General features: G+C 67.0%; 25 protein-coding genes and 1 pseudogene. 18 read left to right on the forward strand and 8 right to left on the reverse strand.

Annotated elements, in window-relative coordinates; all coding sequences use genetic code 11:
• Nucleotides 1-379: hypothetical protein (locus ACFQS7_RS24285; RefSeq protein ID WP_380069733.1), on the reverse strand; the 379-nt coding region annotated here is incomplete at its 3' end.
• 68 nt (nucleotides 380-447) lie between these two features.
• Here ACFQS7_RS24285 and ACFQS7_RS24290 point away from each other — a divergent pair.
• Nucleotides 448-702: a hypothetical protein gene (locus tag ACFQS7_RS24290; protein ID WP_380069734.1), complete on the forward strand. Its 255-nt coding sequence runs from the start codon at nucleotides 448-450 to the stop codon at nucleotides 700-702.
• Nucleotides 703-818: 116 nt separating this feature from the next.
• Entirely contained in the window at nucleotides 819-1016 is a 198-nt protein-coding gene (locus ACFQS7_RS24295) for a hypothetical protein (RefSeq protein ID WP_380069735.1), read from the forward strand.
• Nucleotides 1017-1612: 596 nt separating this feature from the next.
• On the opposite strand, the gene ACFQS7_RS24300 is transcribed toward ACFQS7_RS24295, so the two are convergent.
• A complete protein-coding gene (locus ACFQS7_RS24300) occupies nucleotides 1613-2035 on the reverse strand; it encodes a M10 family metallopeptidase C-terminal domain-containing protein (RefSeq protein WP_380069736.1) in 423 nt (140 codons plus the stop codon).
• Between the two features lie 713 nt (nucleotides 2036-2748).
• On the opposite strand from ACFQS7_RS24300, the gene ACFQS7_RS24305 reads away from it, so the two are divergent.
• From ACFQS7_RS24305 to ACFQS7_RS24340, 8 genes and pseudogenes are all read left to right on the forward strand, one after another.
• Nucleotides 2749-4329, forward strand: coding sequence for a family 16 glycosylhydrolase (locus ACFQS7_RS24305; protein WP_380069737.1), 1581 nt, complete (start codon nucleotides 2749-2751; stop codon nucleotides 4327-4329).
• Between the two features lie 176 nt (nucleotides 4330-4505).
• Nucleotides 4506-4904 carry a hypothetical protein gene (locus ACFQS7_RS24310; RefSeq protein WP_380069738.1) on the forward strand — a complete coding sequence of 133 codons (399 nt, stop codon included), beginning with the start codon at nucleotides 4506-4508 and terminating at the stop codon, nucleotides 4902-4904.
• Nucleotides 4905-4969: 65 nt separating this feature from the next.
• Nucleotides 4970-5455, forward strand: a pseudogene (locus tag ACFQS7_RS24315) (integrase core domain-containing protein); the annotation flags it as partial.
• A gap of 250 nt (nucleotides 5456-5705) precedes the next feature.
• Nucleotides 5706-6713 (forward strand): calcium-binding protein, encoded by a 1008-nt coding sequence (locus ACFQS7_RS24320; protein WP_380069739.1) that lies wholly within the window; start codon nucleotides 5706-5708, stop codon nucleotides 6711-6713.
• 385 nt (nucleotides 6714-7098) lie between these two features.
• The gene (locus tag ACFQS7_RS24325; RefSeq protein WP_380069740.1) at nucleotides 7099-8694 is read left to right on the forward strand and encodes a PAS domain S-box protein; all 1596 of its coding nucleotides are present in this window, start codon (nucleotides 7099-7101) and stop codon (nucleotides 8692-8694) included.
• Between the two features lie 176 nt (nucleotides 8695-8870).
• The gene (locus ACFQS7_RS24330; RefSeq protein ID WP_380069741.1) at nucleotides 8871-9053 is read left to right on the forward strand and encodes a CsbD family protein; all 183 of its coding nucleotides are present in this window, start codon (nucleotides 8871-8873) and stop codon (nucleotides 9051-9053) included.
• A 201-nt stretch (nucleotides 9054-9254) separates the two neighbouring features.
• Complete coding sequence (locus ACFQS7_RS24335; RefSeq protein WP_380069742.1) at nucleotides 9255-10079, forward strand: hypothetical protein; 825 nt, start codon at nucleotides 9255-9257, stop codon at nucleotides 10077-10079.
• A gap of 49 nt (nucleotides 10080-10128) precedes the next feature.
• Complete coding sequence (locus ACFQS7_RS24340) at nucleotides 10129-10431, forward strand: CsbD family protein (RefSeq protein ID WP_380069743.1); 303 nt, start codon at nucleotides 10129-10131, stop codon at nucleotides 10429-10431.
• 28 nt (nucleotides 10432-10459) lie between these two features.
• On the opposite strand, the gene ACFQS7_RS24345 is transcribed toward ACFQS7_RS24340, so the two are convergent.
• The 4 genes from ACFQS7_RS24345 to ACFQS7_RS24360 all read right to left on the reverse strand — a co-directional run bounded on the left by ACFQS7_RS24345 (nucleotide 10460) and on the right by ACFQS7_RS24360 (nucleotide 12583).
• Entirely contained in the window at nucleotides 10460-10654 is a 195-nt protein-coding gene (locus tag ACFQS7_RS24345) for a hypothetical protein (protein WP_380069744.1), read from the reverse strand.
• A gap of 196 nt (nucleotides 10655-10850) precedes the next feature.
• The gene (locus ACFQS7_RS24350; protein ID WP_380069745.1) at nucleotides 10851-11555 is read right to left on the reverse strand and encodes a tripartite tricarboxylate transporter substrate-binding protein; all 705 of its coding nucleotides are present in this window, start codon (nucleotides 11553-11555) and stop codon (nucleotides 10851-10853) included.
• A gap of 6 nt (nucleotides 11556-11561) precedes the next feature.
• A complete protein-coding gene (locus ACFQS7_RS24355; RefSeq protein ID WP_380069746.1) occupies nucleotides 11562-11747 on the reverse strand; it encodes a hypothetical protein in 186 nt (61 codons plus the stop codon).
• 83 nt (nucleotides 11748-11830) lie between these two features.
• On the reverse strand, nucleotides 11831-12583 hold the full coding sequence (locus ACFQS7_RS24360) for a TetR/AcrR family transcriptional regulator (protein ID WP_380069747.1): 753 nt from the start codon (nucleotides 12581-12583) through the stop codon (nucleotides 11831-11833).
• 415 nt (nucleotides 12584-12998) lie between these two features.
• Here ACFQS7_RS24360 and ACFQS7_RS24365 point away from each other — a divergent pair, with 415 nt between their 5' ends.
• The 4 genes from ACFQS7_RS24365 (at nucleotide 12999) to ACFQS7_RS24380 (ending at nucleotide 15870) form a co-directional block, all read left to right on the forward strand.
• Complete coding sequence (locus ACFQS7_RS24365; protein WP_380069748.1) at nucleotides 12999-14009, forward strand: tyrosine-type recombinase/integrase; 1011 nt, start codon at nucleotides 12999-13001, stop codon at nucleotides 14007-14009.
• Complete coding sequence (locus ACFQS7_RS24370; RefSeq protein ID WP_380069749.1) at nucleotides 14006-14650, forward strand: hypothetical protein; 645 nt, start codon at nucleotides 14006-14008, stop codon at nucleotides 14648-14650. Before ACFQS7_RS24365 ends, ACFQS7_RS24370 begins: the two co-directional genes overlap by 4 nt.
• Nucleotides 14640-15458 (forward strand): segregation and condensation protein A, encoded by an 819-nt coding sequence (locus ACFQS7_RS24375; protein ID WP_380069750.1) that lies wholly within the window; start codon nucleotides 14640-14642, stop codon nucleotides 15456-15458. Before ACFQS7_RS24370 ends, ACFQS7_RS24375 begins: the two co-directional genes overlap by 11 nt.
• Before the next feature lie 88 nt (nucleotides 15459-15546).
• Nucleotides 15547-15870 (forward strand): hypothetical protein, encoded by a 324-nt coding sequence (locus ACFQS7_RS24380; protein WP_380069751.1) that lies wholly within the window; start codon nucleotides 15547-15549, stop codon nucleotides 15868-15870.
• 1025 nt (nucleotides 15871-16895) lie between these two features.
• On the opposite strand, the gene ACFQS7_RS24385 is transcribed toward ACFQS7_RS24380, so the two are convergent.
• Nucleotides 16896-17228, reverse strand: coding sequence for a hypothetical protein (locus ACFQS7_RS24385; RefSeq protein WP_380069752.1), 333 nt, complete (start codon nucleotides 17226-17228; stop codon nucleotides 16896-16898).
• Between the two features lie 360 nt (nucleotides 17229-17588).
• Between ACFQS7_RS24385 and ACFQS7_RS24390 the strand changes: the two genes are divergently transcribed.
• Together ACFQS7_RS24390 and ACFQS7_RS24395 are read left to right on the forward strand one after the other, a co-directional pair.
• Nucleotides 17589-17714 (forward strand): hypothetical protein, encoded by a 126-nt coding sequence (locus tag ACFQS7_RS24390; RefSeq protein WP_380069753.1) that lies wholly within the window; start codon nucleotides 17589-17591, stop codon nucleotides 17712-17714.
• A 111-nt stretch (nucleotides 17715-17825) separates the two neighbouring features.
• The gene (locus tag ACFQS7_RS24395; protein ID WP_380069754.1) at nucleotides 17826-18299 is read left to right on the forward strand and encodes a hypothetical protein; all 474 of its coding nucleotides are present in this window, start codon (nucleotides 17826-17828) and stop codon (nucleotides 18297-18299) included.
• A 37-nt stretch (nucleotides 18300-18336) separates the two neighbouring features.
• Here ACFQS7_RS24395 and ACFQS7_RS24400 read toward each other — a convergent pair whose 3' ends face one another.
• Complete coding sequence (locus ACFQS7_RS24400) at nucleotides 18337-18792, reverse strand: VOC family protein (RefSeq protein ID WP_380069755.1); 456 nt, start codon at nucleotides 18790-18792, stop codon at nucleotides 18337-18339.
• 504 nt (nucleotides 18793-19296) lie between these two features.
• On the opposite strand from ACFQS7_RS24400, the gene ACFQS7_RS24405 reads away from it, so the two are divergent.
• The gene (locus ACFQS7_RS24405; protein ID WP_380069756.1) at nucleotides 19297-20037 is read left to right on the forward strand and encodes a response regulator transcription factor; all 741 of its coding nucleotides are present in this window, start codon (nucleotides 19297-19299) and stop codon (nucleotides 20035-20037) included.
• Nucleotides 20038-20066: 29 nt separating this feature from the next.
• Nucleotides 20067-20480, forward strand: a complete 414-nt coding sequence (locus ACFQS7_RS24410) for a hypothetical protein (protein WP_380069757.1) — start codon at nucleotides 20067-20069, stop codon at nucleotides 20478-20480.
• Nucleotides 20481-20547: the final 67 nt, after the last annotated feature.

The raw sequence follows: 20547 nt of genomic DNA on the forward strand, positions 1-20547 counted from the left end.
AACTCATCTCATCGCCATGCACGCCGCTCACGAGAACGACGCGCTTGCCCGGCCGCACCCCGCGAGCGACCGTCACGGACACATGCCAGTGCTGCCCGGTGGGCGTCGCCACGCCGCGGAAATACAGATGGTACCTTCGGCCAGGCTGCAGGTCATCCACGTCCAGCGCAGTGACGACCCGTTTCCCGTTGATCACATCGCCGGTGTAGGTGGTTCGCGCGGGGAAAGCCGCCGGTGGCGTTGCGCCGCCCTGCGCGCTGGTGGGGCTGGCGCCCAAGACCAGGGCCGCGGAAGTGCTGACCGCCGTGGCCGATGCGATCATGAAATCGCGCCGGGCGACGCCGTCCATGTCAAAATCCTTGCTGACGTCTTCGGGCATGTTCGCGTTCCTTTGCGGCGGATCAGACATACTGGTTGTCGCCGTAGGGCGGCGGAAGGGCAGGGGGCATGCGTGACCCCACCCGGCAAACCGATCGGCTGATGGCCATCCGCCTCCACTATTCCATCAACACCCACCTGGAGGACCAGGGCATCACCGCGCCAACAGCGATCGGAGCGGCGACCGGCTTGCCTGCGGCCGAAGCTGTAAGCCTGCTGACCCGCCGGCAATGGCGCGCCGGCGACGTGACCGCCCTGCAGACCATGGCCGGAGGAGGGGGCGGGGTTCGAGGCGTGGGCCGGGGTGCCCGAGTTGGCAGGTGAAGGTCATGAACCTGCCTCCTGACCAGCCACCGCTGTCGGCACCCGCGAAACCGAAGCTCACACCCGAAGGGCGACGCATTAGACAGGCCGACCGGCTTGTCACGATCTGTCTACACATGCTGATAGGCCGGGAGCTGGAGGAGTGCGGCATCACCACGCCCGCTGCGATCGGCGCCGTCGTCAGCATGCTAGCGGCTGAGGCGGCCAGCCTGTTCACCCGGCATCAAGGGCGTGAGGGCGACGTGGCACAGCACCAAGCCGCCGCGGTGCGGCTGGGGTTGCTCGTATCAGGCATGGCCGGGAAGGCCGAGTAGGGCCGCGTTCCGGGGCAAACCGCTCGCTTTTATTTCGGTGTGAATGCCAGTCTTCGATTCAGGAATGTCGTCACACCAAAGCAGGTTGATATGGGAGACAGCAGACTGGGTGATGCAGCAATCCCCACCTTACAGGCGCACGTGGCGGCTGACCGTCGGACGCTGCTGCTTCACCGCAGGCATTGTCGAAAGACGCACACCTACGCCGCCGAGGGCGTGGTGTTGGATGGGACGGGCAAGCCCGTGCATCGACCGGCAGCCTGCACCCGCGAGGACAGCCCCTACCAACAGACCGGTGTCATGGTGCGGGTGATCGGCTGATCAGCCGTTGCCGCCGGGCTGGCCAAGCTGCTCAGCAGTCATTGGCGGCGCGGAGGCGATGGCGCAGGGCTGCAGGCGTTGGCACAGTTAAACATGGCGAGACTTGCGATGACCCTTGTCCAAGGTGAGCCAAGCGGCGATTGCCTGCCCTGGCCGATGCCCCGAAAACCGGTGCGCCGCGGTGCAACGGCGCCGAGAAGGCCGCCGGATACGTCGGGCGTTAAGGAAGTCTCGCTGCCAGGACCCTCGTGCTCGGTTTCCCGAGGGTCACTCGGTTAGCTGAAGATGAAGTCACTCAGCCCGAGGGTAGCGACGCCGGCGACGAAGATTTCGCCGTGGTTCGAGGCTTGGCCGCTGATCCCGCCGTACCGGACGCTGACGCCGCCATCAACTGCGGCGAAGCTGACTTCCCTAATGGAGATGAAGCGAAGTTCCAGGTGATCGACACCTCGGACGAAATCCGTGACTTCGTCGTATCCGTCAGCCCTGTAGAACACAAAGGTATCCGCGCCATCTCCGCCAGAAAGCGTATCGTTTCCAAGCCCGCCGCGCAGACGATCGTTACCCGCATCGCCGAACAGAAAATCGTTGCCGCTGCCTCCATTCAGCGTGTCATTGCCGGCGTTTCCATGCATGACATCACTGGAGCTTGTGCCCAGCAGGCCGTTGTTCGATGCGGTTCCAGAAATAACAGCCATTATAAAAACTCATAAGTTGTTTGCTCTGTCCTTATTACGCGCAATCTGTGAGTTCAGATAACACAGATACGAGATTTTATCCTTGCAACTAATGCTTTTTCGCATCTGCGGGAACTTCCTGCTCAAGCCCGAGATTCGAATCGAGGCAGTGCAAGCGATCCGAGCCTCCGCGGTGCAGTGTCCTGTTCACGACCAAGGCCAGTGATGGAGCGGAGTACCTTGCTGCTTCGCTGAGCCCTGCGGCCTCCAACCGCCAAGCGTGGAACTGCGGCTGGCTCCCCAATACCCGGATCGGCTGCTGCGGCCAGGCATGAATCCACAAGGGAAGCATATCCGGCCTCTGCTCGGCCTGCAGCCATGCGACGCCGCGTGAGCAGAATGGACGGTCCGAGCTGGCCGAGGCGCCAGCGGCGCGTGCAGCGACGATCTGCAAGAAGTGGTTTGGCCTTCAAACGCACAATAAAAATGTGAATGCTGAATCACATATCAGTGATTGCACGCATAGGTTGAGTTCGGCATACAGGGCGCAGTAACGCAGATCACTTTCTCGTGCTTCACAAAAAAGTGGGAAGCGGGCTAGTTCCTGGTGCGGCCTCAGGCCAGTCGTGTCTTGATACTCAACCTATGGTTGTTTATTGGGGTGATGTCACCCTCAAGGCGCGATTTCCAGCGATCATGGCTCGCACGTCCCATGCCACAGAGGACGCTTGACCATGGCCGCCGCCCTTGACCTGACCCAGTTCAGCACCGTCTGGAACGAAAGCTTCGACAACGGCGGGACGGGGATGCTCACCCGCGCCTGGGGGCCGGGGATCGACACCAGCGTGGCCGGGCAGATCACCATCAGCAGCACGCCCGACAACCAGGACAGCGGCATCATGGTACCGCCGATCGGGACCTCCGCGGGATACGGCTACGGCCTGTTCAGCTTCACCCTCTCCTTGGGCCAAGGCGATGCGCCGGGCCCCTACGCCCTGCTCTGGCCCGGCACCGACATCTGGCCGGGGCCGGAACTCGACCTGCTCGAGATCCAACCGGGCGGCCAGGCCTATTCGACCATCCACTGGAAGGGCGCCGACGGATCCAACCAGTTCAAGTCCTACAACCTCGACAACGTCGACGTTACGCAGACCCACACCTACTCGCTCGACTGGCAGGCCGGTCGGCTCAGCATGTATGTCGACGGCGTCCAGAAGTGGACGACAACGGAACACGTCCCGGCCGACGCCGCACATGGCGGCGAGAACGAGGCGCCGGGCATCGGCATGCAGACCTGGTGGTCGACGAATGCCCAGCACGGCAGCGGCTACGACAACACCATCACCCTGTACGACCTGAACTACCGCACCGCCAATGCCAGCTACAATGGCGGCACGAGCAATAATGGTGACGGCAGCAACGGCAGCGGCATTACCACGCCCGGCGACACCGCGCCGGCGGCGAAGTTCGGCTTCGTCGGCAGCTATGCGAAGACGGCCTGGGAAGGCCACATTCCCTTCGGTGGCGCCGACTACCACACCTTCGGCGCCACCGGCGCCTGGAACAACACCCCGGCGGTGCTGATGGCGCCCAAGGCCTGGAATGCCGCCTTCGCCAGCAAGCTGGCCTTCGACAACTTCGTGCAGGCCAATATCGACCTGCATGCCGCCGGCACCCAGGCGCTCGACGTCATGCTGGTCAGCGCCAAGCGCGGCGCGGTGACGCTGGCCGACGGCAATGACCACCTGACCTGGGTGGCGCACAGCAACGGCACCGGTGCTGCCGCCAACACCATGACCATCAAGACCGGCGCCGGGGACGACGTGGTCACGGTGACCGCGGCCGGGCTCTCCTCGCTGGCCGACTACGACCGCGTCGACAATGGCAGCCTCTACAACGGTGCCTATGACGGCCGCTACTCGATCGCCGACGTCACCTTCGGCTCGGGCAGGGACAGCGTCACGGTCGAGGGCATGGCGAAGCTGGTGCTGCATGCCGGCAGCGGCGCGGCGACCGCGGTCGGCGGCGGCGGCAACGACCTGTTCGACGCCGGCACCGGCACCGGCAACTTCACCGGCGGCGCGGGCAAGGACATCTTCGCCTTCAACGCGCGTGACGGCCATGCGGTGATCCAGGACTTCACCGCCGGTGCCGACAAGCTGAAGTTCACCGGCCTGACCAGCGCCGACATCCACACCAAGGCGGCAACCGAGGGCGGCGTCTCCGGCCTGCTGGTCACCTATGACTCCGCCGGCGACAGCGTCTTCCTGGCGCATGTCACCAAGCTGGCCGCGGCGGACATGATGTTCGCCTGATGCCGAGTTCCTGCCGGGCCTGCGCGCCCGGCAGCCCATGAGGGGCGTCCCCGCGAGGGGACGCCTTCGTTCGGTCAGTGCCGACCGGTTGGATTCAGCGAAAGCCCCAGCTGTCGGTGCTCAGCCGGAGCCTCTTCGCAAACATCGAATCATCTTCTCGGGATCGGACTCCGACCATGGCTGATATCCTACTTTTCCCTACCGGACGAGCCTTGGGTGCGGCGCATCATCCTGATGTGCCTCAATTCCAGGCCGTGACACACGCAGCCGTTCCTGACACCGAGGCGGACGACGCGGGAGACACTGGCGACCTCGAGGCAGTGGCCAGTCTGGCCGCCGCCCCGTCACAGTCACTCGCCAGCCTTGCAACCAAGCTAGAGATTTTGGTCGCCCGCCTTGCACCGGACGACGATCCTGATGCTGGCCTGTGTATGGCGGAGGCGAGCCTACTGCGGTCCGTGCTGCGCGATCTGCGCATCTTTGTCGCGGACGCCGTCTGTGCTGCCCAGGGTGCCGATCTATGGGCACCGGTCTCGACCGGCGCCAATCCTATGCAGCGAACCGGCGTAGGCTGATGCGCCAGGGCCGGGTCGGATGCCCAAGGTCTCATCGAGGTCAGATCTCGTACATCTGGTTCGCGGTGTGGTCGATGGACTTCGTCTCGGACGCACTCTTTGACGGGCGGCCGATCCGGATCCTGGCGGTGATCGACGTCCACACGCGAGAGGCGCTCTCGATAGCGCCGAGAGTGAGTTTCCGGGCCTTCGACGTGGTCCAGGAACTCGACGGGCTGGCTCGCCAGCGCGGGCGGCCGAAGAGGCTGAAGGTGGACAACGGCCCGGAGTTCGCGGGCCGCCTGCTGGATCAGTGGGCCTACCTGAACGGCGTGGAGATCGACTTCTCCCGCCCGGGCAAACCCACGGACAATGCCCACATCGAGGCGTTCAACAGCCGCCTGCGGGCGGAGTGCCTGAATGCCTCCTGGTTCCTGTCGCTGGCCGATGCGCGGGAGCGGCTCAAGGTTTGGAGGAGAGAGTACAACGAAGAACGGCCACATGGGTCACTGCGGAACTTGACCCCGCGGGCGTTCGCCGAGCAGGCTCAACAAGCCCGACGAGTTGCGTAGCCCCCGGACCAGAGCAGGGGGCGGGACCATCGCGGTGGTCCACTAAAAATCGCTCCGGACCACTCGATGGGGGCTGGTCACGCAGCAACCGGCGCGTACAAGCGCTGACATCCGCATCCCGGACCAGGCATTGCAGGGTCAGGAACGTCCCATGAATCCGCGCGGCCACAGTCGTCCCCCTTGCCGCGCCTTGACCCAGATCTAAGGAAAGTACGACGATTTATGCAGGGGAACAGGGAGAAGCGCTGCCATGACGACGAGTACAAGTCTGGGCAGCGATACGCTCTCGGGCACAAGTGCCCGCGACACTCTATATGCGGATGTGCTCGGCCCAGGCGGTGTGCTGAGTGCGGGTGTCGGCGGACACGACCGGCTTAACGGTCTCGCCGGCGATGATTTCCTTTTCGGCGAGACGAACCGCCTGGACGGTACTGCCATTGGCGGAAACGACACTTTGTCAGGAGGTGTGGGTAACGATCAGCTTTATGGTGACGCGTCGTCCATGAGCGACAGCGCCCGTGGCGGTGACGACCTGCTCGGCGGTGGAGCGGGAAATGACGGTTTGTACGGCGATGGCGTGCGGGTCTCGCTTACCGCGCAGCCCGGGAGCGATTGGCTGAACGGTGGGACGGGCAACGACACCCTGAACGGCGACTCATCCTTTGATTTGGGCGGCGCGATCCATGGCGGGAACGACGTCTTGTACGGCGGAGCCGGGACGGACATCGTCATCGGCGACGCTGGTGCCATCGTGGGGACTGCCCGTGGCGGTAATGACATCGTCCTAGGCGGCGCCGGGGACGACCGCGTCACGGGCGATGCTTTTTTCATGGCGGACGGAGCGGGCGGCGGCAACGATTACATCGACGGCGGCGCAGGGAACGACCAGCTCAACGGTGATGCCGACAATGCCTCGTCGAATGGTGGGCGCGATGTGTTTGGCTTTGTTCAGCGGTTCGGCAACGACCGTGCCCTCGATTTTCGTTCCGGCGAGGACCAACTCAGGTTCTTCGTCGCCGGAGTGAACGACACGGGCGACTTGGCCGTGGCGCAAACCAGCGAGGGCACGGTCATCACCGTGGCCAGAGGAAGCACGACTTTCGGTACGGTGACGCTGGTCGGCCACTTCGGGCCACTCGGGGTCGGGGATTTCGCGTTCGGGTTCGGCGGCGGTGGTGAAATCGGCTTCGATTTAACCGGGGAAGCGGCGCGGCGCGGCTTAGCAGATGCCTCGGCGGAGGACTTTATGTTCGTCTGACAGCCCGGTAGTGAAACCTGCGGTTCGGGCCGATTTTGCCCGCAAACTATGCTGGTGCCGACCGCAGATAGGCGACGCCTGCACCTTGAAGATGTGTTTCCACCCTTAGCGGCGCCGCACTATCTCTGGCGCGCGGTGGACTAGCATGAAGTGGTGTTCGATATCTGCCTTTTCCGCCTGTTACGCGAGGCTGCCGCAGGCGACCATTCACGCCCGGTAACTGGCAAGAACGCGTGTGAGGGCAGAATGAGGCAGCGGCCGCTTACCTCTGATAAGACCCGCTTCGGCATCTGCTCGATCTGCCACAACCTCTCTGAAATGCACCCTAGGTGCTGGCGAAGCCTTGCCGGACGGGAGTGCCGCTCCGTTCAGGAAACGTTCGGCAGTGTCCGGCGCTGTTCACGGTTCAACCGTGCGGGCCGGGCCGGCGGGGTGCAAAGGGGTTCCGCGCATGAACGACGGCGAAGAAACGCTGTTTCCTGCCCAGCACCAGGCGGATCATCGCCAGCTCCAGCAACTCGTCACGGCCCTGACCGAGGGCGTCATCCTCGTCAACCCTGATGAATCCATTGCCTGGGCCAATCCGCGCAGCCTCGAGATGCACGGGGTGCGCAACGCCGACCAGCTCGGCCGAACGGTCTCGGAGTACCGTGAGCGCTTCGAACTGCGCTATCGCAACCAACATCGGCTGCCTGCCGGAACCTATCCTATGGAGCGCGTCCTTGCCGGCGAGGCCTTCGACGAAGTGGTGGTGCAGGTCGCCCTGGCGGGCGAGGCCGAGCCGCGGTGGACCCACCGCATCCGCAGCCTCGCCTTGACAGACCAGGACGGGAGGCCGGACTGCCTCGCTGTGATCCTGAGCGACGAGACCGAGCGTTACGATGCCGAGGAGCGGTTCGAGCGGACCTTCAACGCCAATCCCGCGCCGGCGGTGATTCTGCGCCTCGCCGACCTGCGCTATGTCAAGGTGAACCAGGGCTTCCTGGAACTCACCGGACATGCCCGCGAGGCCGTCGTCGGCCGTTCGCTCTACGAGCTCGACGTGCTCGAGGGGGCGGACCGACGGGAGCTCGCGGTGGAGCGCCTCGGCGAGGGCCGCACCGTCCCGCAGATGGAGGCGTCGCTTCGCCTGGCCGATGGCAGCGCCAAGTTGGTCATCGTCGCGGGGCAGCCGATCGAGGTCGGCGACGCCGCCTGCATGCTCTTCACCTTTGCCGATCTTGAGCCGCGGCGGCGGGCGGAGGGCCTGCTGCGGCAGAGCGAGGAGCGCTTCGCCAAGGCCTTCCGCCTGGCCCCCGTGCCGATGGCCGTCGCCGAGGCGGGCGCCCCGGGGCTGCGGTTCGTGCTGGTGAACGACGCCTTCCGGCAGGTGCTCGGCCATGGCGAGGCGGACATCGTCGGACGCAACCCGGCCGAGCACCGCTTGTGGGAGGATCAGGCGGCCCGGCGCGAATTCGACCGGCGTCTGGCCGAGGCGGGCAGCGTCCACAACCATCCGGCACGCCTCTGCCCGAAGGAGGGCGGCGCGCTGGATTGCCTCGTCTCGGCCGAGACGGTGGACATCAACGACCGGCTGCATGTCCTCCTCGCCATCCGCGACGTCACCGAACAGCGGCGGACCGAGGCGGATATCGTCGTGGCGCTCGAGGCGGTGATGCGGGACACGTCCTGGTTCAGCCGCACCGTGCTGGAAGCCTTGGCTCGCCTGCGCCGGCCCGGCCGCACCGACGGCAGGCCGGACACGATCCTCGCCGACATCGCCGGGCGCCGCCGCGAGGTGCTCGGCCTGGTCTGCGAAGGGCTGGACAATCCCGCCATTGCCAAGCGCCTTGGTCTCTCGCTCGCCACCGTGCGTAACCACGTCAACGCACTCTATGCGCATACCGACGTGCATAGCCGCGCCGCCCTCGTCGTCTGGGCACGCGAGCGCGGCTTCACGGGCATGTCACTCGCCGAGGGCGGGCGACAACGGGCGCTTTGATGCAGCTGATCCATCCGGACTGATGCATCCGGCTCTGTGGATCGCGCAGCGTCCCACCAAGTTCTCCCCGTGTCGGAGGGAACCACGCGAGTTCGAGTGGGTTTTGCACCGGCCCCGGACCAAGCCTGCTGTTCCGCAACGGAATGGTCGGTCCGGCAACAGAGAGGAGAGTGCATATGGACAAGGATCGCATCGCCGGAGCCGCAAAGCAGATCAAGGGTGCCGTCAAGGAGACGCTCGGCAAGGTCACGGGCGACACCTCGACCCAGGCCGAGGGCGCGGCCGAGAAGGCAGCGGGCAAGGTTCAGAGCAGCGTGGGCGGGGCCAAGGACGCGGTCCGCGACGCCACCGGACGTTAAGCCGAACGGCATCGGGCGCGGCCCCGGCCGCGCCCGACCTGCTTCCGGCCCAGCCGCCTCGACCTGTGCGGCGGCCCCTACCGATAGGACTCTCATTCGATGTCAGCCACCAGTTCCGGCCGCATGGCCGGACCGAACCTTGGCGCGCGCCCGACTTGGATAGGCGACGCGCCATCCCTACGCCGAATCTCCTGGGGTGCCGTGCTCGCGGGCGTCGTCATCGCGCTTGCGGTCGGCCTCACCCTGAACCTGCTTGGCCTCGGCATCGGCGCCACTACCGTCGACGCGGCGGCCCACGACACGCCGAGTGCCACCACCGTCGGGATCGGCGCTGCTGCCTGGGTCCTGGTCGCAAACCTGATCGCGCTCGGCGTCGGCGGTTATGTTGCCGCGAGGCTCTCCGGTGCTGTGGACGGCACGGATGGCTCCCTGCACGGTCTGGCCGTTTGGAGCGCCTGTGCCTTGGTCTCGGTGGCGTTGCTCGGCAATGTCGCGGTGGGCCTGGCGTCCTCGGCGGCACGGGGCGCCTCGGACATCGTCGGCGGCCTAGCGGGCGGCGTCGGGTCGCTGGCCACCGCGGCGGGCCGCGAGACGGCTGGGCGGACCGATACCGCCGCGCTGCAGGGAACGGCACAGTCCGCGCTCCAGCGGATCCAGGACGCGCTGAACGGCGGCGGCGACCCGGCGCGGATGACCTCCGACCAGCGCAAGGCCGAGATCGGCAGCCTGCTTGCTCGACGGGTTGCCGAGCAGGAGTTCGGCCAAGCCGAGCGCGATCGGCTGACGCAGCTTGTCGCGGCGGAGTTTGGCCTCGACCAGCAGGCGGCGGAGGCACGCATCCGGCAGGTGGAGCAGCAGACGCAGCAGACGCTGAAGGATGCCGAGGACCGCGCGCGGCGCGCGGCCGATGCATCGGCGAAGGGCGCTTCGGTCGCGGCCTTCACCGGCTTCCTGGCGTTGCTGCTGGGTGCCGGCACCGCGGTGCTCGGCGCGCGGCGCGGCACCCGCACCCCGGTCGCGGCCTGACGCACGAGCCCGACCGGCAGCACACGACACATCGCAACGGAGAACAGACATGAACAGCGAAAATCTCGAAGGCGCGGCACGCGGCATCGTCGGCAAGGCGCAGGAAAGCTTCGGCGAGGTCACCGGCGATGCCGGGCACCGCGCCGAGGGCGTGGCCCGTCAGGTCGCCGGGCGCGCCCAGGAAGCCTATGGCGACGTCAAGCAGGCGGCAGACCAGGCCGCGCACCAAGTCGGGCGTGCCGTCAAGGACCAGCCCGTGGTGTCGCTGCTCGTCGCCGGGGTCATCGGCTACGCGCTTGGCCTCCTCACGATGGGAACCCTGGGCGGCGGGTCGCGGCATCGCTACTGGTAAGAGGATCAGCTTGGGCCGCGGGGGCACTTCACCCGCGGCCGCAAGCGGCAAGATGGCCGACCGACACACCCGGGGCGGGCGGCCGTGGCAGAAGGACCTCGCGGCCAGAGGCATCGGAGGCGATGATCATCGCGCCCTTCTGGTCAGCCAGCCACTTGGCGGCTGCCATGCCGATGCCCGCGGTATCGGGATCGCTAAGCTTGGCGGAATCGCAGTGTTTCATCCTCCCTGCGATCATCTAGGTGCTCTAGATTTCCCGCGATAAGGCCCGCTTCCCCTGGCTCCAGAAGGATAGCCGACGTTATTCGCTCAGGCTCCATAACCGCCCTTCCCGGGTATTGGAGAAGAGCGCCACAATGGCAGGAAGCCGTGGGTTTTCCGCACTGCTTCCGCTTCAGGCGCCCTGACAGTCCCAGCACCTACTCCGCGGCGAACCCGGTAGCCTTGACCACGCCGGCCCACCGCTCGAGGTCGGAGCGGCCGAGGCGATCCAACGCCTCGGGGGTCGACGCCTCGGGGTCAATCGTCAGCGCGGTGCGCCACTGCTCGCCGAAGCGCGCATTGCGGAAGGCGGCCTGGATTGTCTCCGATAGCCTGGCTGCGAGGCCGGGCGGAGCGCCGGCGGGCAGGTACAGGCCGTACCAGTCGAGCCAGTCGAGGCCAGGCACGCCTTGCTCCGCGAAGGTCCGCGTGTCAGGCATGCGCGACCAGCGCGCCGTGCCAGTGATCCCCAGGATGCGCAGGCGCGGGTCGCCGGCCAGCCGTAGCATGTCCGCACTCGCCCGGCTCATCGCCGCGATCTGCCCGCCGAGGACTTCGGGCACCGGGTCGTTGCGGCCTGCCACATGCGTGCAGTCGAACTGCAGCGCGAGCTTCATCATCTCGCCCACGAAATGCGGCGGCGAGCCGGCGGCTACGCTGGCGTAGGATGCCTTGGCCGGATTGGCACGGCACCATTCCGCGAAGTCGTGCACCGTCTGCACCGACCCTGCCACCATTGGGCCGACGCAGAAGCTGAAGGCGGCGCGGCCGAGCAGACTGACCGGTTGCAGGTCCTCGAACGGCCTGTAGGCCAGGGTCTTGAAGGTATGCGGCGCAAGCGTAAGCACCCCCGACGGGGTCACGAGGATCTAGCTGCCGTCCCGCGGGCCCTGCAGCACCGCATCAACGGCCAGTCGCGCAGCAGCTCCCACGCGGTTTTCCACCACCACGGAGGGTGCGACGCGGCCCGCGAGGTAGGACGCCATGGTCCGGGCGATGATATCCGGCAGGCTGCCCGGCGGCAGGCCCACGATCAGCTTGACGAGGTCCGGCATGCGCTGCTGCGCATGCGACGGCGCGGGGAGGGCCGTGGCGGCAATGGCTGCCAGGGCAGAACGGCGGTTGAACTCTACTCGCTTCACTTTCGTCGCCTCCGCGCAGCAGGTTTGCGGGGCACTCCGGGCGCTGCGCTCGCCGGGCCCGCATCCGCCCCGGCAAGCTTCAGCAGGAGCTTCGCCGCCGTGTCGCCCTGCGTGGGCAGCGCCAGCTCGGCGGAGTCGAGGAAGACGATGTGGCGGCCCGCGAGGATCCAGTTCAGCAACAAGCCGATCTCGGTTGGATGCTCAGCCCCGGGGTACTCGGCGAGGACCATCTGCCGCGCGGCGTCGATGCGGAGGGCATCGACCCGGCGGACGGCGCACAGGGCCCGCGGATTGTTCTGCGCCCAGATGCGCATGGCGAGTTCCAGCTCGGAACCGGACTGCCCGGTCCACCGGCCGGCCCGGCGCTCGGCGGCGTCCTGCAGGATGCCAGAGAGAGAGAAACGGCCGGTGCGCCGCAGGTGGTCGTGGACCCAATCGACTTGAGTGAGTTTCCGCCGCAACCAGTCCTCAACCATGGCGTCGAGCAACGCCTCACGATTGGGGAAATGGCTGTAGAAGCTGCCCGGGGTACGGTCGCTGCGTCGCGCAAGATCCTCGATGCGAACGGCCTCGATGCCGCCGCGCGCCAGCGCGAGCAGAGCGAACTCGACCCAGTGTTGCTGCTTCCAGCGCTTGAGCGCGGCGAGCTCCAGCTCACTCGGCAGCACCAGCGGGAAGGGCGGTCCATCCTTGGCGCCACTCCCGGCATCGAGCGTCGACGCTTCGGTGGCTGTGCTGCGTCCAGACATTGAACCTCGAAGAATAGGAATCCCTATGAAAATAGGCCAACCAAGCTTCATAGGGATTCCTATGTTTTTTTCTTCGATCTTAGAGGGACTGTGAAGCCGTCAGGCCGTGGTTGAGCGGCTCGGCTGAGATGTCGCGTTGCCAGACACCGATCTCCTGTTGAACGCGGCACAGGCTAGGCAGTCGACCCAGCGATGCCGGTGAGCCGTTGCTGACTATCACCAGGCTGGGGCGATGCTCATGGCCCTGGATAGCCTTTCGGCTAGGCCTCTGCGCTCAGGGCCATTTCCAAAGTTCAGCGCTGTCCAAGCACTTTCCTAACACGCGATAAGTCCCGCTTACCGCGCCTTAGTCGGGGCTTGCCGCAATCGCGGCAAGCCGCCAGACTCCGGGTCCACGGCGGGGCGCGGCAGGGACATGAACGAGGAGGCGGAGGGTACGATCGTGCCGGCGGCCGGGACCGCTACTGCCAACGCCAACGCCAACGCCAACGCCAACGCCTTCGCCGCGGTCGCCGCCGCCCGCGCCTATGCCGCCGATGCCCTCGCCCCCGCCACGCTGCGGGCCTACGCCGCCGACTGGCGGCATTTTAGTGGGTGGTGCGCCGAGGCTGGCTGCGCGCCGCTGCCGGCGCCGCCCACCGCGGTTGTCGCCTACCTCGCCTCGCTGGCCGGGCTGTACTCCCGCGCCGCGCTCGACCGCCGTCTCGCCGCGATCGGCCAGCAGCACCGGCTGCGCGGCCTGGCCTGGGCGGCCGGCGACCCGGCGATCCGCACCACCCTGCAGGGCATCGCCCGCCAGCACGGCAGCCGTCGCCGCCAGGCCGCGGCGCTGACATCGACCGAATTGAAGAAGCTGGTCGCGGTATGCGGAGGTGACACCACCGGGCTGCGCGACCGCGCCCTGCTGCTGGTCGGCTTTGCCGGGGCGCTGCGGCGGTCCGAGCTGGTCGGCATCGACCGCGAGCATCTGCGCTTCACCGAGGCCGGACTGCGGATCCTGCTGCCCTCATCCAAGACCGACCAGGAAGGCAAGGGCGTCGAGCTCGGCCTCGGCCGCGGCAAGCGGCGGGAAACCTGCCCGGTGCGCGCGCTGGAAGCCTGGCTGGAGGCCTCTAGCTGCCAGTATGGCCCGGTGTTCCGCAAGATCGACCGCTGGGGCACGATCGAGCACGCCCGGCTCGGCGGCGATGCGGTGCGCGACATCCTGCGGCGACGCGCGGCCGAAGCGAAGCTGACGGTGCACGGCTCGGAGCGGCTCTCGCCGCACGGACTGCGGGCGGGCTTTGTCACCGAGGCCTACCTGGCCGGGGCCCGCGACGAGCAGGTGATGGACCACACCCGGCACCGCGACCTGAAGACCATGCGCGGCTATGTCCGCCGGGCGAAGCTGGTGACCGACAGCGCCACCAAGCTGCTCGACCTGTGACGCGTGGGACGGCGGCGCAGGCCGAGACAGAACCAGGGGAGGGGACGCCGGCGCCCGAGGTGCTGGCGTTGCCGCACACGGACTGGCTCTACCACCACCTGCGCGTCACCGGAGCGCCGGCCGAGGTGGCGGCCGTCCGTGCCGCAGCGGCCGGCGCCGGGGTGATCCCCTGGCAGCACGACCTCGGCCCGGCGGCGGAGGACTGGTTCCACCTCCTGGCGGTGCCGCCGGCGCCGCAGCGGCGCAGCCTCAGCCTGGAGGGATGCCGCATCCTCGCCGGCCAGCTGCGCGATGCCGCCGAGGCGCGCCAGCGTCGGGTCGCCGAGCGGGCGGCAGCCAGCCGGGCCTGCCCGCTCGACCTGCACCGGCTGTTGCCCGTTCCCAACCGCCTGCTGCGGCTCGGGCCGGAGGCGGCGGAGACCCGCGCCTGGCTGTGGGAGCACTGGGGCACCACCCAGGCGCTGCGCGGCGTGGTGGAGCTGCCGGTTCCCAGGCCGGGCCAGCCGAGGCACGGGGATCCTGGGTTGGTCTGGCTGGGCTTCTGGTCGGCCGACTGGACGCCCTGGCCGGCCATCCTGGCGCTGCGCGCCCGCTGGCCGGCACTGCGGCTCGACGTCCGGCCGCTTTACGATGACCCCTGAGCCGGATAGCGCCGAGGCCTTCGTCGCGGGCGCGCCGGCCGCGGTCGGCAATGCCGGGGCGCCGGCGCTGCGGCTCGGCGCCTGGGAGGGCCCGCTTGACCTGCTGTTGGAACTGGCGCGGGCGCAGCGGGTCGACTTGGCGCAACTCTCCATTGCCGCCCTGGCGGAGCAGTTCGCCGCCGCGGTGGACGCCGCCATCGACCACCGGCAGGTACCTCTGGCGCGGGTGGCCGAGTGGCACATCATGGCGGCCTGGCTGACGCTGCTGCGCACCCGCCTGCTGCCGGAGCTGTCCGACAATGCGGCGCAGGCCGAGGCGGCCGGGCTGCGGCAGCGCCTGGCCGACCGGGACGCGGCGCGGCGCCTCGCCGACTGGCTGGAGCGGCGGCCGCAACTCGGATGGGAGATGTTCGCGCGGGGCGAGCCGGAGCCTGCCGCCGACGCGCCGCCGGCGGCTGACCTGACCGCGCTGCTGCGCGCCTGCCTGACCCTGCTGGAGTTACCGGCGCGCGAGCGGGTCTACCGGCCGCGGCTGCCAGCACTCTGGCGGGTGCCGGAGGCGCTGGCGCGGATCCGTGCCTTGCTGCCCCGTCTGTCCGCGGACGTGGCGCTGAATGACCTGTTGCCGCCCACGCCGGTGACGGAGGAGGCGTCGCTGTGGCGGCGCAGCGCGCTGGCCAGTACCCTGCTCGCCGGGCTCGAGCTCAGCCGCGAAGGTGCGGCCAGGCTCGAACAGGATCAGGCCTTCGAGGCAATCCGGGTGAGCCCAGGCGCGTCAGCGGCGCCCGGCTGCGGCGGCACGCAATGAATGCGCCGCGCGGCATCCTTGCACCCTGCCGACGATTCTGTCGCAGCGGCTGCCTCACCGGCGAGAACCCGGCGGCGCTGCTCCGCCCATGACATATCCGGTGACTCCAGATGGTCGATATCTCGCCGTGCGCGGACGGCTTTGGCGCTGCTCAAATCCAAGTTTGGGCGATGAGCGACGCGCTGAATTGGTGACGGCGCTGATGGCGGCCCGACGTGCGAAACAGCAAGCCATGCGCGCTGGCGATGACGCCGCTCGTGAAGCGGCGCGTTTGCAAGTGGAGGTAGCGAAGGTTGCGTTGGGTGAGCGCGGTCCGGTCTGGTGGGATGACGGCACGCCTGATTTCAACCGGTACCTCGCCCGCTCGACACCTTACGCCGAATGGTTTGCAAAAATCCCAATTGGTCCGTGAATGGCGTTCCCTGCGGGTCAGGTGAAACGCACCAAAGTCTCCGTTGGCCGCAGCTTTGCGGTGCTCGGCACGGAGCCCGCGCTGCGTGGCAAACAGCGTTGGGTCGTCCAAATCTAAGGCGCGACGCGGCGCGCCTGTGCGGGCGGGCGCGTTGTCAGGGCGCTGGCTCGCAACCAGCCTGTCCGCCCGTCCGGCGCGCGCGTCAGTCGGTAAAAGCCGCACTCTCGAAGAATCACGACCGGCAACGGCTTCTCCAGCGTGAACAGCTCCGCCTCGTCACTTTTGGGTCCGGCACGGAAGGTGGCCGCACGACGGGTGTAGATGGAACGTGGCGTCGGCAAGCCGGTCTGAGCGCCGAGACGGGGATCCTGCCGCAACACCCGCCCGTCTTCGTCACGGCAGACTGCCGCCTCCGGTGCACTGCGCGATACTGGAGGCTCGGGCGGCACGGGGGAGGCGCAGGCGACGAGCAGCAAAGGCAGGAGCCACAGGCGCATTGGAGCCTCTCAGGATAGGCCGTGATTAGGTTGGATCAGTGCGGCGGCCAAGGGGGGCTCAAGCTGTGCAGGTGCCCGGATCAGCTCCAGCAATGTGAGTTGGGCAGTTTCCGTTGCTGGTTCGGCACCGATGGCCAAGCCCAACACGTGGGCGAGCAGTTGTTCTTCGCCCTGCAGGGCGACCGACCTGCCACACCGCATGGACGCGTCGGGCCAAAGCTTGCCGTGACACAGGTTGCATTCATCCGGTCGACCTCGCTCACAGCGCGGCGGGACTGTCGCAGGGTCGGGACCGCGCCGCAGCGCCATTTGCGGACCACTGTGTTCAAATCCAATACGAACTTCTGCTCAAGGATGCCGCTTAGCCTGCTTGAGGTCGCCGCCGTCTTGAAAGACTGCGGCCAGACAAACAGGGCACTTCCCACAACCAAGGTCTATGCAGGATCATATATGTCTATCCCGAATCAGGGCCCAAACGCTCCCGCGGTCGAATCTGTGCTCGGGGCTCTGGAACGACTTGCCAGCGACTTACGTCGTCGCACAGAGCAAGCCGAGCACCGCGCCGACGACGCAGAAAGGCGTATCGAACTGGAGCGTGAAGCGCGCCAGGATGCTGAAATTCGCGCTGCCGTCGCAGAGCAGAAGGCGAGAGATGCGCTCGGCCGAGCGGACGTCATCGAGACTGCTGCACGAGAGAGCGTCGAACAGTTGCGACAGGAGTTGCTCGTCGCAATCCGCGAAGCGGTCGACGTCACACGAGCCACGGCGGCGACAATCGAAGCAGCAATTGAGCCGCATGGCTCCACCGAAGAACACCAGGCGGTCCCGCACCGTGTAGCGCAGGACCGAATCCTGCCTCATATCCAGACACCTGCCGTCGGCAGAATTCCAACATCATCCGAACCGACACCTCGCCGGTGGGGACGAGAGGAGCGGGGATATGCGTGGGTAGAGGATGAACCTGGGCCTCCCTGGTGGCGCAGGATGATCGGTCGACATTATTAGGTTGCATTGAGTGGCACGCTGGCCCCGTGCCGAGCAGCGACGGACCCTTTGTATCAGAAGTCCGTATATCGGCCTTGCCTCAATCTCGGTGCAGCTCGGCGTCGAGATCGGCAACATCCGGGCCCTTAGCAGATCGGTGCCGGCGCCGTCGCACATGGCGAGCTTCAGCATCTTCAACCGAATGATCTCGTCTTCCGTCTACCCGTTGCTTCAGGGTTGGCCCGGGCGCAGCTGTCCATCGCCACCCTGGCCGAGCAGTTCGCCGCCGCGGTCGATGCGGCGATCGCGCGGCGGCAGGTGCCGCTGGCCCGGCTGGCCGAGTGGCACATCCTGGTTGCCTGACTGACCCTCCTGCGCACACGCCTGCTCCCGCCGGAACTGCCCGACGACAGTGCTCAGGCCGAGGCAGTCGGCTTGCGGCAGCGCCTCGCCGACCGCGACGCGGCGAGGCGCTTGGAGGACCGGCTGGAGCGGCGGCCGCAGCTTGGGCGGGAGGTCTTTGCCCGCGGTGAACCGCAACCCGCGGCCGACGCGCAACCGGCGGCTGACGTCACCTCTCTGCTGCGGGCCTGCCTGACCCTGCTGGAGTTGCCGGCGTGGGAGCGGGTCTACCGGCCCAACCCGCCGCCGCTCTGGCGGGTGCCAGAGGCGCTGTTGCAGATGCGGCGGCTGCTGGCCGGCCTGTCGCAGGGTGCAGCCTTGGAGGCCTTCCTGCCGGCGGCGGTTGGGGAGGGGATCACCGTGCGGTTGCAGCGGCGGGCGGCGCTGGCCAGTACGCTTGTCGCCGGCCTCGAGCTCTGCCGGGAGGGTGCGGTCGTGCTCGACCAGGGCGCCGCCTTCGACGGAATTTTCGTCCGTCCAGGTGTCGGTGATGGCGCACCCGCCGTGCGGGACGCAACCGCATGGCGAAAACCAGAAATGGGCTGAGCCAAGCCGTCAAAATGTGTGACGGATGGGGGCACCTCTACTCGGCCGCAAGCGGTCTTCGGTTGGCGGCACGGCAGCGGCATTGGTCGACCTGGTGCATCTCGAGCATGTTGCCGTTCGGGTCGCGCAGAAAAAGCTGCTGGGCCTGCGGACCGTTGACGCCCACCGTAACCCAGTAGTCGACACCCAGCCGATCAAGCTCGGCACGCGCCTCCACGACATCCTGGACGGCTAGCGCCACGTGCGGACCCGCAGGATCCTTGTCGGGCCCTTCCTTGGCCAGCGGCGAGGGTTGCGCTCCGCCGATGAGGTGAAGTTGCCCGACCTCGCCAACATTGATCCAGAGACCAGGAATTCCCGGCAATGTCGGTCGCTTGGGGTCGGTGGTGAGACCAAGTACCCCCTCGTAGAAGGTGCGGTTGGCGGCCAAGCCGGGTTCGCTGCCATCGATGCGCAGCGCAGGGTGGTGGATCTCGACAATCTTGAGCGCCATAGCCGTGTTCCTCCGTTCGGCCGTGGGCGGACGACCTTTGCCTGAAATGCTAGATTCTGTTGGAAGGCAGACGCAACCGGAGATTCCCGGCCGAGCGGTTTCGCAAAGAACCCGTAGGCAGGGAAGGGTGAGGATCCCTGGCTCATTGTCGACCGGCTGCCCGCACTGCCCTGGCGCCTTCCATAGCCCGCCCGGACGCCAACCAGGCTTCCGGCTACTTTCCCTGCCAAGCCAGATCGGTGGGGCCCGGCGGACAGGCTGTTTGCCACCTGTGCCACTCAGCATCCTCGACTGTTTGCCAATCATCAAAAATCAATCTTTGGTTGTGTTCGTGCGAGAAGCACACGCGTTCATTGCAACACGGCATCGTGCTGGCTGGCCCTGATTCTGGCGTTGATAAAGGCGATCCAACTTCCGTATTTAAACCCCTAAGTTGAACATTGGATCAGATTTGAGACACCAATGTGCAGCGATGGCGTACTCACTCGGCTCAGGATCCCCCTCATGACCCCGCGTCCCATCCTCATTATCGAAGACGATGCCACGCTGCGCGCTACCCTCGCCGAGCAGATCTCGATGGACGGCAGCTTCTTTGCGGTGGCGGCGGAGAGCGCCTCCGAGGCGACCGCCAAGCTGGCCGAGGCGGAAGTCCGCTACGATGCCATCCTGATGGATGTTGGCCTGCCGGACGCAGATGGGCGGGACTTCTGCGCCCAGCTCCGACGCGACGGCAACAACACGCCGATCATCATGCTGACCGGCGCGGATGCGGAAGCCGACGTGGTCCGTGGCCTTGATGCCGGTGCCAATGACTACGTCGCCAAGCCCTTCCGCTTGCCGGAGTTGCTGGCCCGAGTCCGCGCCCAACTGCGCACCTTCGACAACTCGGAAGCCGCGGTCTTCAGCATCGGACCCTACCAGTTCCGCCCGAGCGCCAAGCTGCTGCTGGACCCCGGCAAGAACCGCAAGGTGCGACTGACCGATAAGGAATGCCGGATCCTGAAGTACCTGCTGCGGGCAAATGGCGCGGCCGTGGACCGCACGACGCTGCTGGCCGATGTCTGGGGCTTCAACAGCGGCGTCACCACCCACACGCTGGAGACCCACATCTACCGCCTGCGGCAGAAGATGGAAGCCGATCCGTCGAGCCCGCGGCTCCTGCTGACCGATCGTGGCGCCTACCGGTTGGATGCTGCCGCACCTTCGGCCGTCGGTGCTGAGCGCGAACTGCTCCGCACCCACTGAATCAGTGTCCTCAGTGTTGGATGCTGACCATGGCTGACATCCTGCTCTTTCCTGCCAGCCGAGTTGCGGTTGCGGCGCATCGCCCTGATGCGCCGCAGCTGCAGGCCGCAGCACGTGCAGCGGTTCCCGAAACTGAAGCATGGCTGGAGGACGGCCCGGGAGACAATGGCGACCTCGTGATGGTGGCGAGCCTGGCTGCCATGCCGTCACACTCGCTCGCTGCCCTGGTGACCAAAATGGAAGTGTTGGTCGCCCGTCTTGCTCCCGACGACGGGACTGATGCTGGACTGTGTGTTGCCGAGGCGAACCTCCTGCGGTCTGTGCAGCGAGATCTGCGCACGTTTGCCATGGACGCCGTCTTTGCTGCCCAAGGTGCCGACCTGTGGGCACCGTCAACCGCGCCGGGTTTGCCGGAGGCTATTTGGTGTGAGTCAGGCCGCTAGCGTGTGTCAGCACGGTGTTGGATCGGAAGAGGTCTTCCGCGACGCGGGGCTGATGTGATCCAAGATT

Source organism: Dankookia sp. GCM10030260, from assembly GCF_042666655.1.
GTDB lineage: Bacteria > Pseudomonadota > Alphaproteobacteria > Acetobacterales > Acetobacteraceae > Paracraurococcus.

Coding starts and splice junctions, on each gene's coding strand:
- ACFQS7_RS24290 (WP_380069734.1), top strand. CDS start 448: ATGCGTGACCCCACCCGGCAAACCGATCGGCTGATGGCCATCCGCCTC.
- ACFQS7_RS24295 (WP_380069735.1), top strand. CDS start 819: ATGCTGATAGGCCGGGAGCTGGAGGAGTGCGGCATCACCACGCCCGCT.
- ACFQS7_RS24300 (WP_380069736.1), bottom strand. CDS start 2,035: ATGGCTGTTATTTCTGGAACCGCATCGAACAACGGCCTGCTGGGCACA.
- ACFQS7_RS24305 (WP_380069737.1), top strand. CDS start 2,749: ATGGCCGCCGCCCTTGACCTGACCCAGTTCAGCACCGTCTGGAACGAA.
- ACFQS7_RS24310 (WP_380069738.1), top strand. CDS start 4,506: ATGGCTGATATCCTACTTTTCCCTACCGGACGAGCCTTGGGTGCGGCG.
- ACFQS7_RS24320 (WP_380069739.1), top strand. CDS start 5,706: ATGACGACGAGTACAAGTCTGGGCAGCGATACGCTCTCGGGCACAAGT.
- ACFQS7_RS24330 (WP_380069741.1), top strand. CDS start 8,871: ATGGACAAGGATCGCATCGCCGGAGCCGCAAAGCAGATCAAGGGTGCC.
- ACFQS7_RS24340 (WP_380069743.1), top strand. CDS start 10,129: ATGAACAGCGAAAATCTCGAAGGCGCGGCACGCGGCATCGTCGGCAAG.
- ACFQS7_RS24345 (WP_380069744.1), bottom strand. CDS start 10,654: ATGAAACACTGCGATTCCGCCAAGCTTAGCGATCCCGATACCGCGGGC.
- ACFQS7_RS24355 (WP_380069746.1), bottom strand. CDS start 11,747: ATGCCGGACCTCGTCAAGCTGATCGTGGGCCTGCCGCCGGGCAGCCTG.
- ACFQS7_RS24360 (WP_380069747.1), bottom strand. CDS start 12,583: ATGTCTGGACGCAGCACAGCCACCGAAGCGTCGACGCTCGATGCCGGG.
- ACFQS7_RS24365 (WP_380069748.1), top strand. CDS start 12,999: ATGAACGAGGAGGCGGAGGGTACGATCGTGCCGGCGGCCGGGACCGCT.
- ACFQS7_RS24375 (WP_380069750.1), top strand. CDS start 14,640: ATGACCCCTGAGCCGGATAGCGCCGAGGCCTTCGTCGCGGGCGCGCCG.
- ACFQS7_RS24380 (WP_380069751.1), top strand. CDS start 15,547: ATGACATATCCGGTGACTCCAGATGGTCGATATCTCGCCGTGCGCGGA.
- ACFQS7_RS24385 (WP_380069752.1), bottom strand. CDS start 17,228: ATGAGGCAGGATTCGGTCCTGCGCTACACGGTGCGGGACCGCCTGGTG.
- ACFQS7_RS24400 (WP_380069755.1), bottom strand. CDS start 18,792: ATGGCGCTCAAGATTGTCGAGATCCACCACCCTGCGCTGCGCATCGAT.
- ACFQS7_RS24405 (WP_380069756.1), top strand. CDS start 19,297: ATGACCCCGCGTCCCATCCTCATTATCGAAGACGATGCCACGCTGCGC.
- ACFQS7_RS24410 (WP_380069757.1), top strand. CDS start 20,067: ATGGCTGACATCCTGCTCTTTCCTGCCAGCCGAGTTGCGGTTGCGGCG.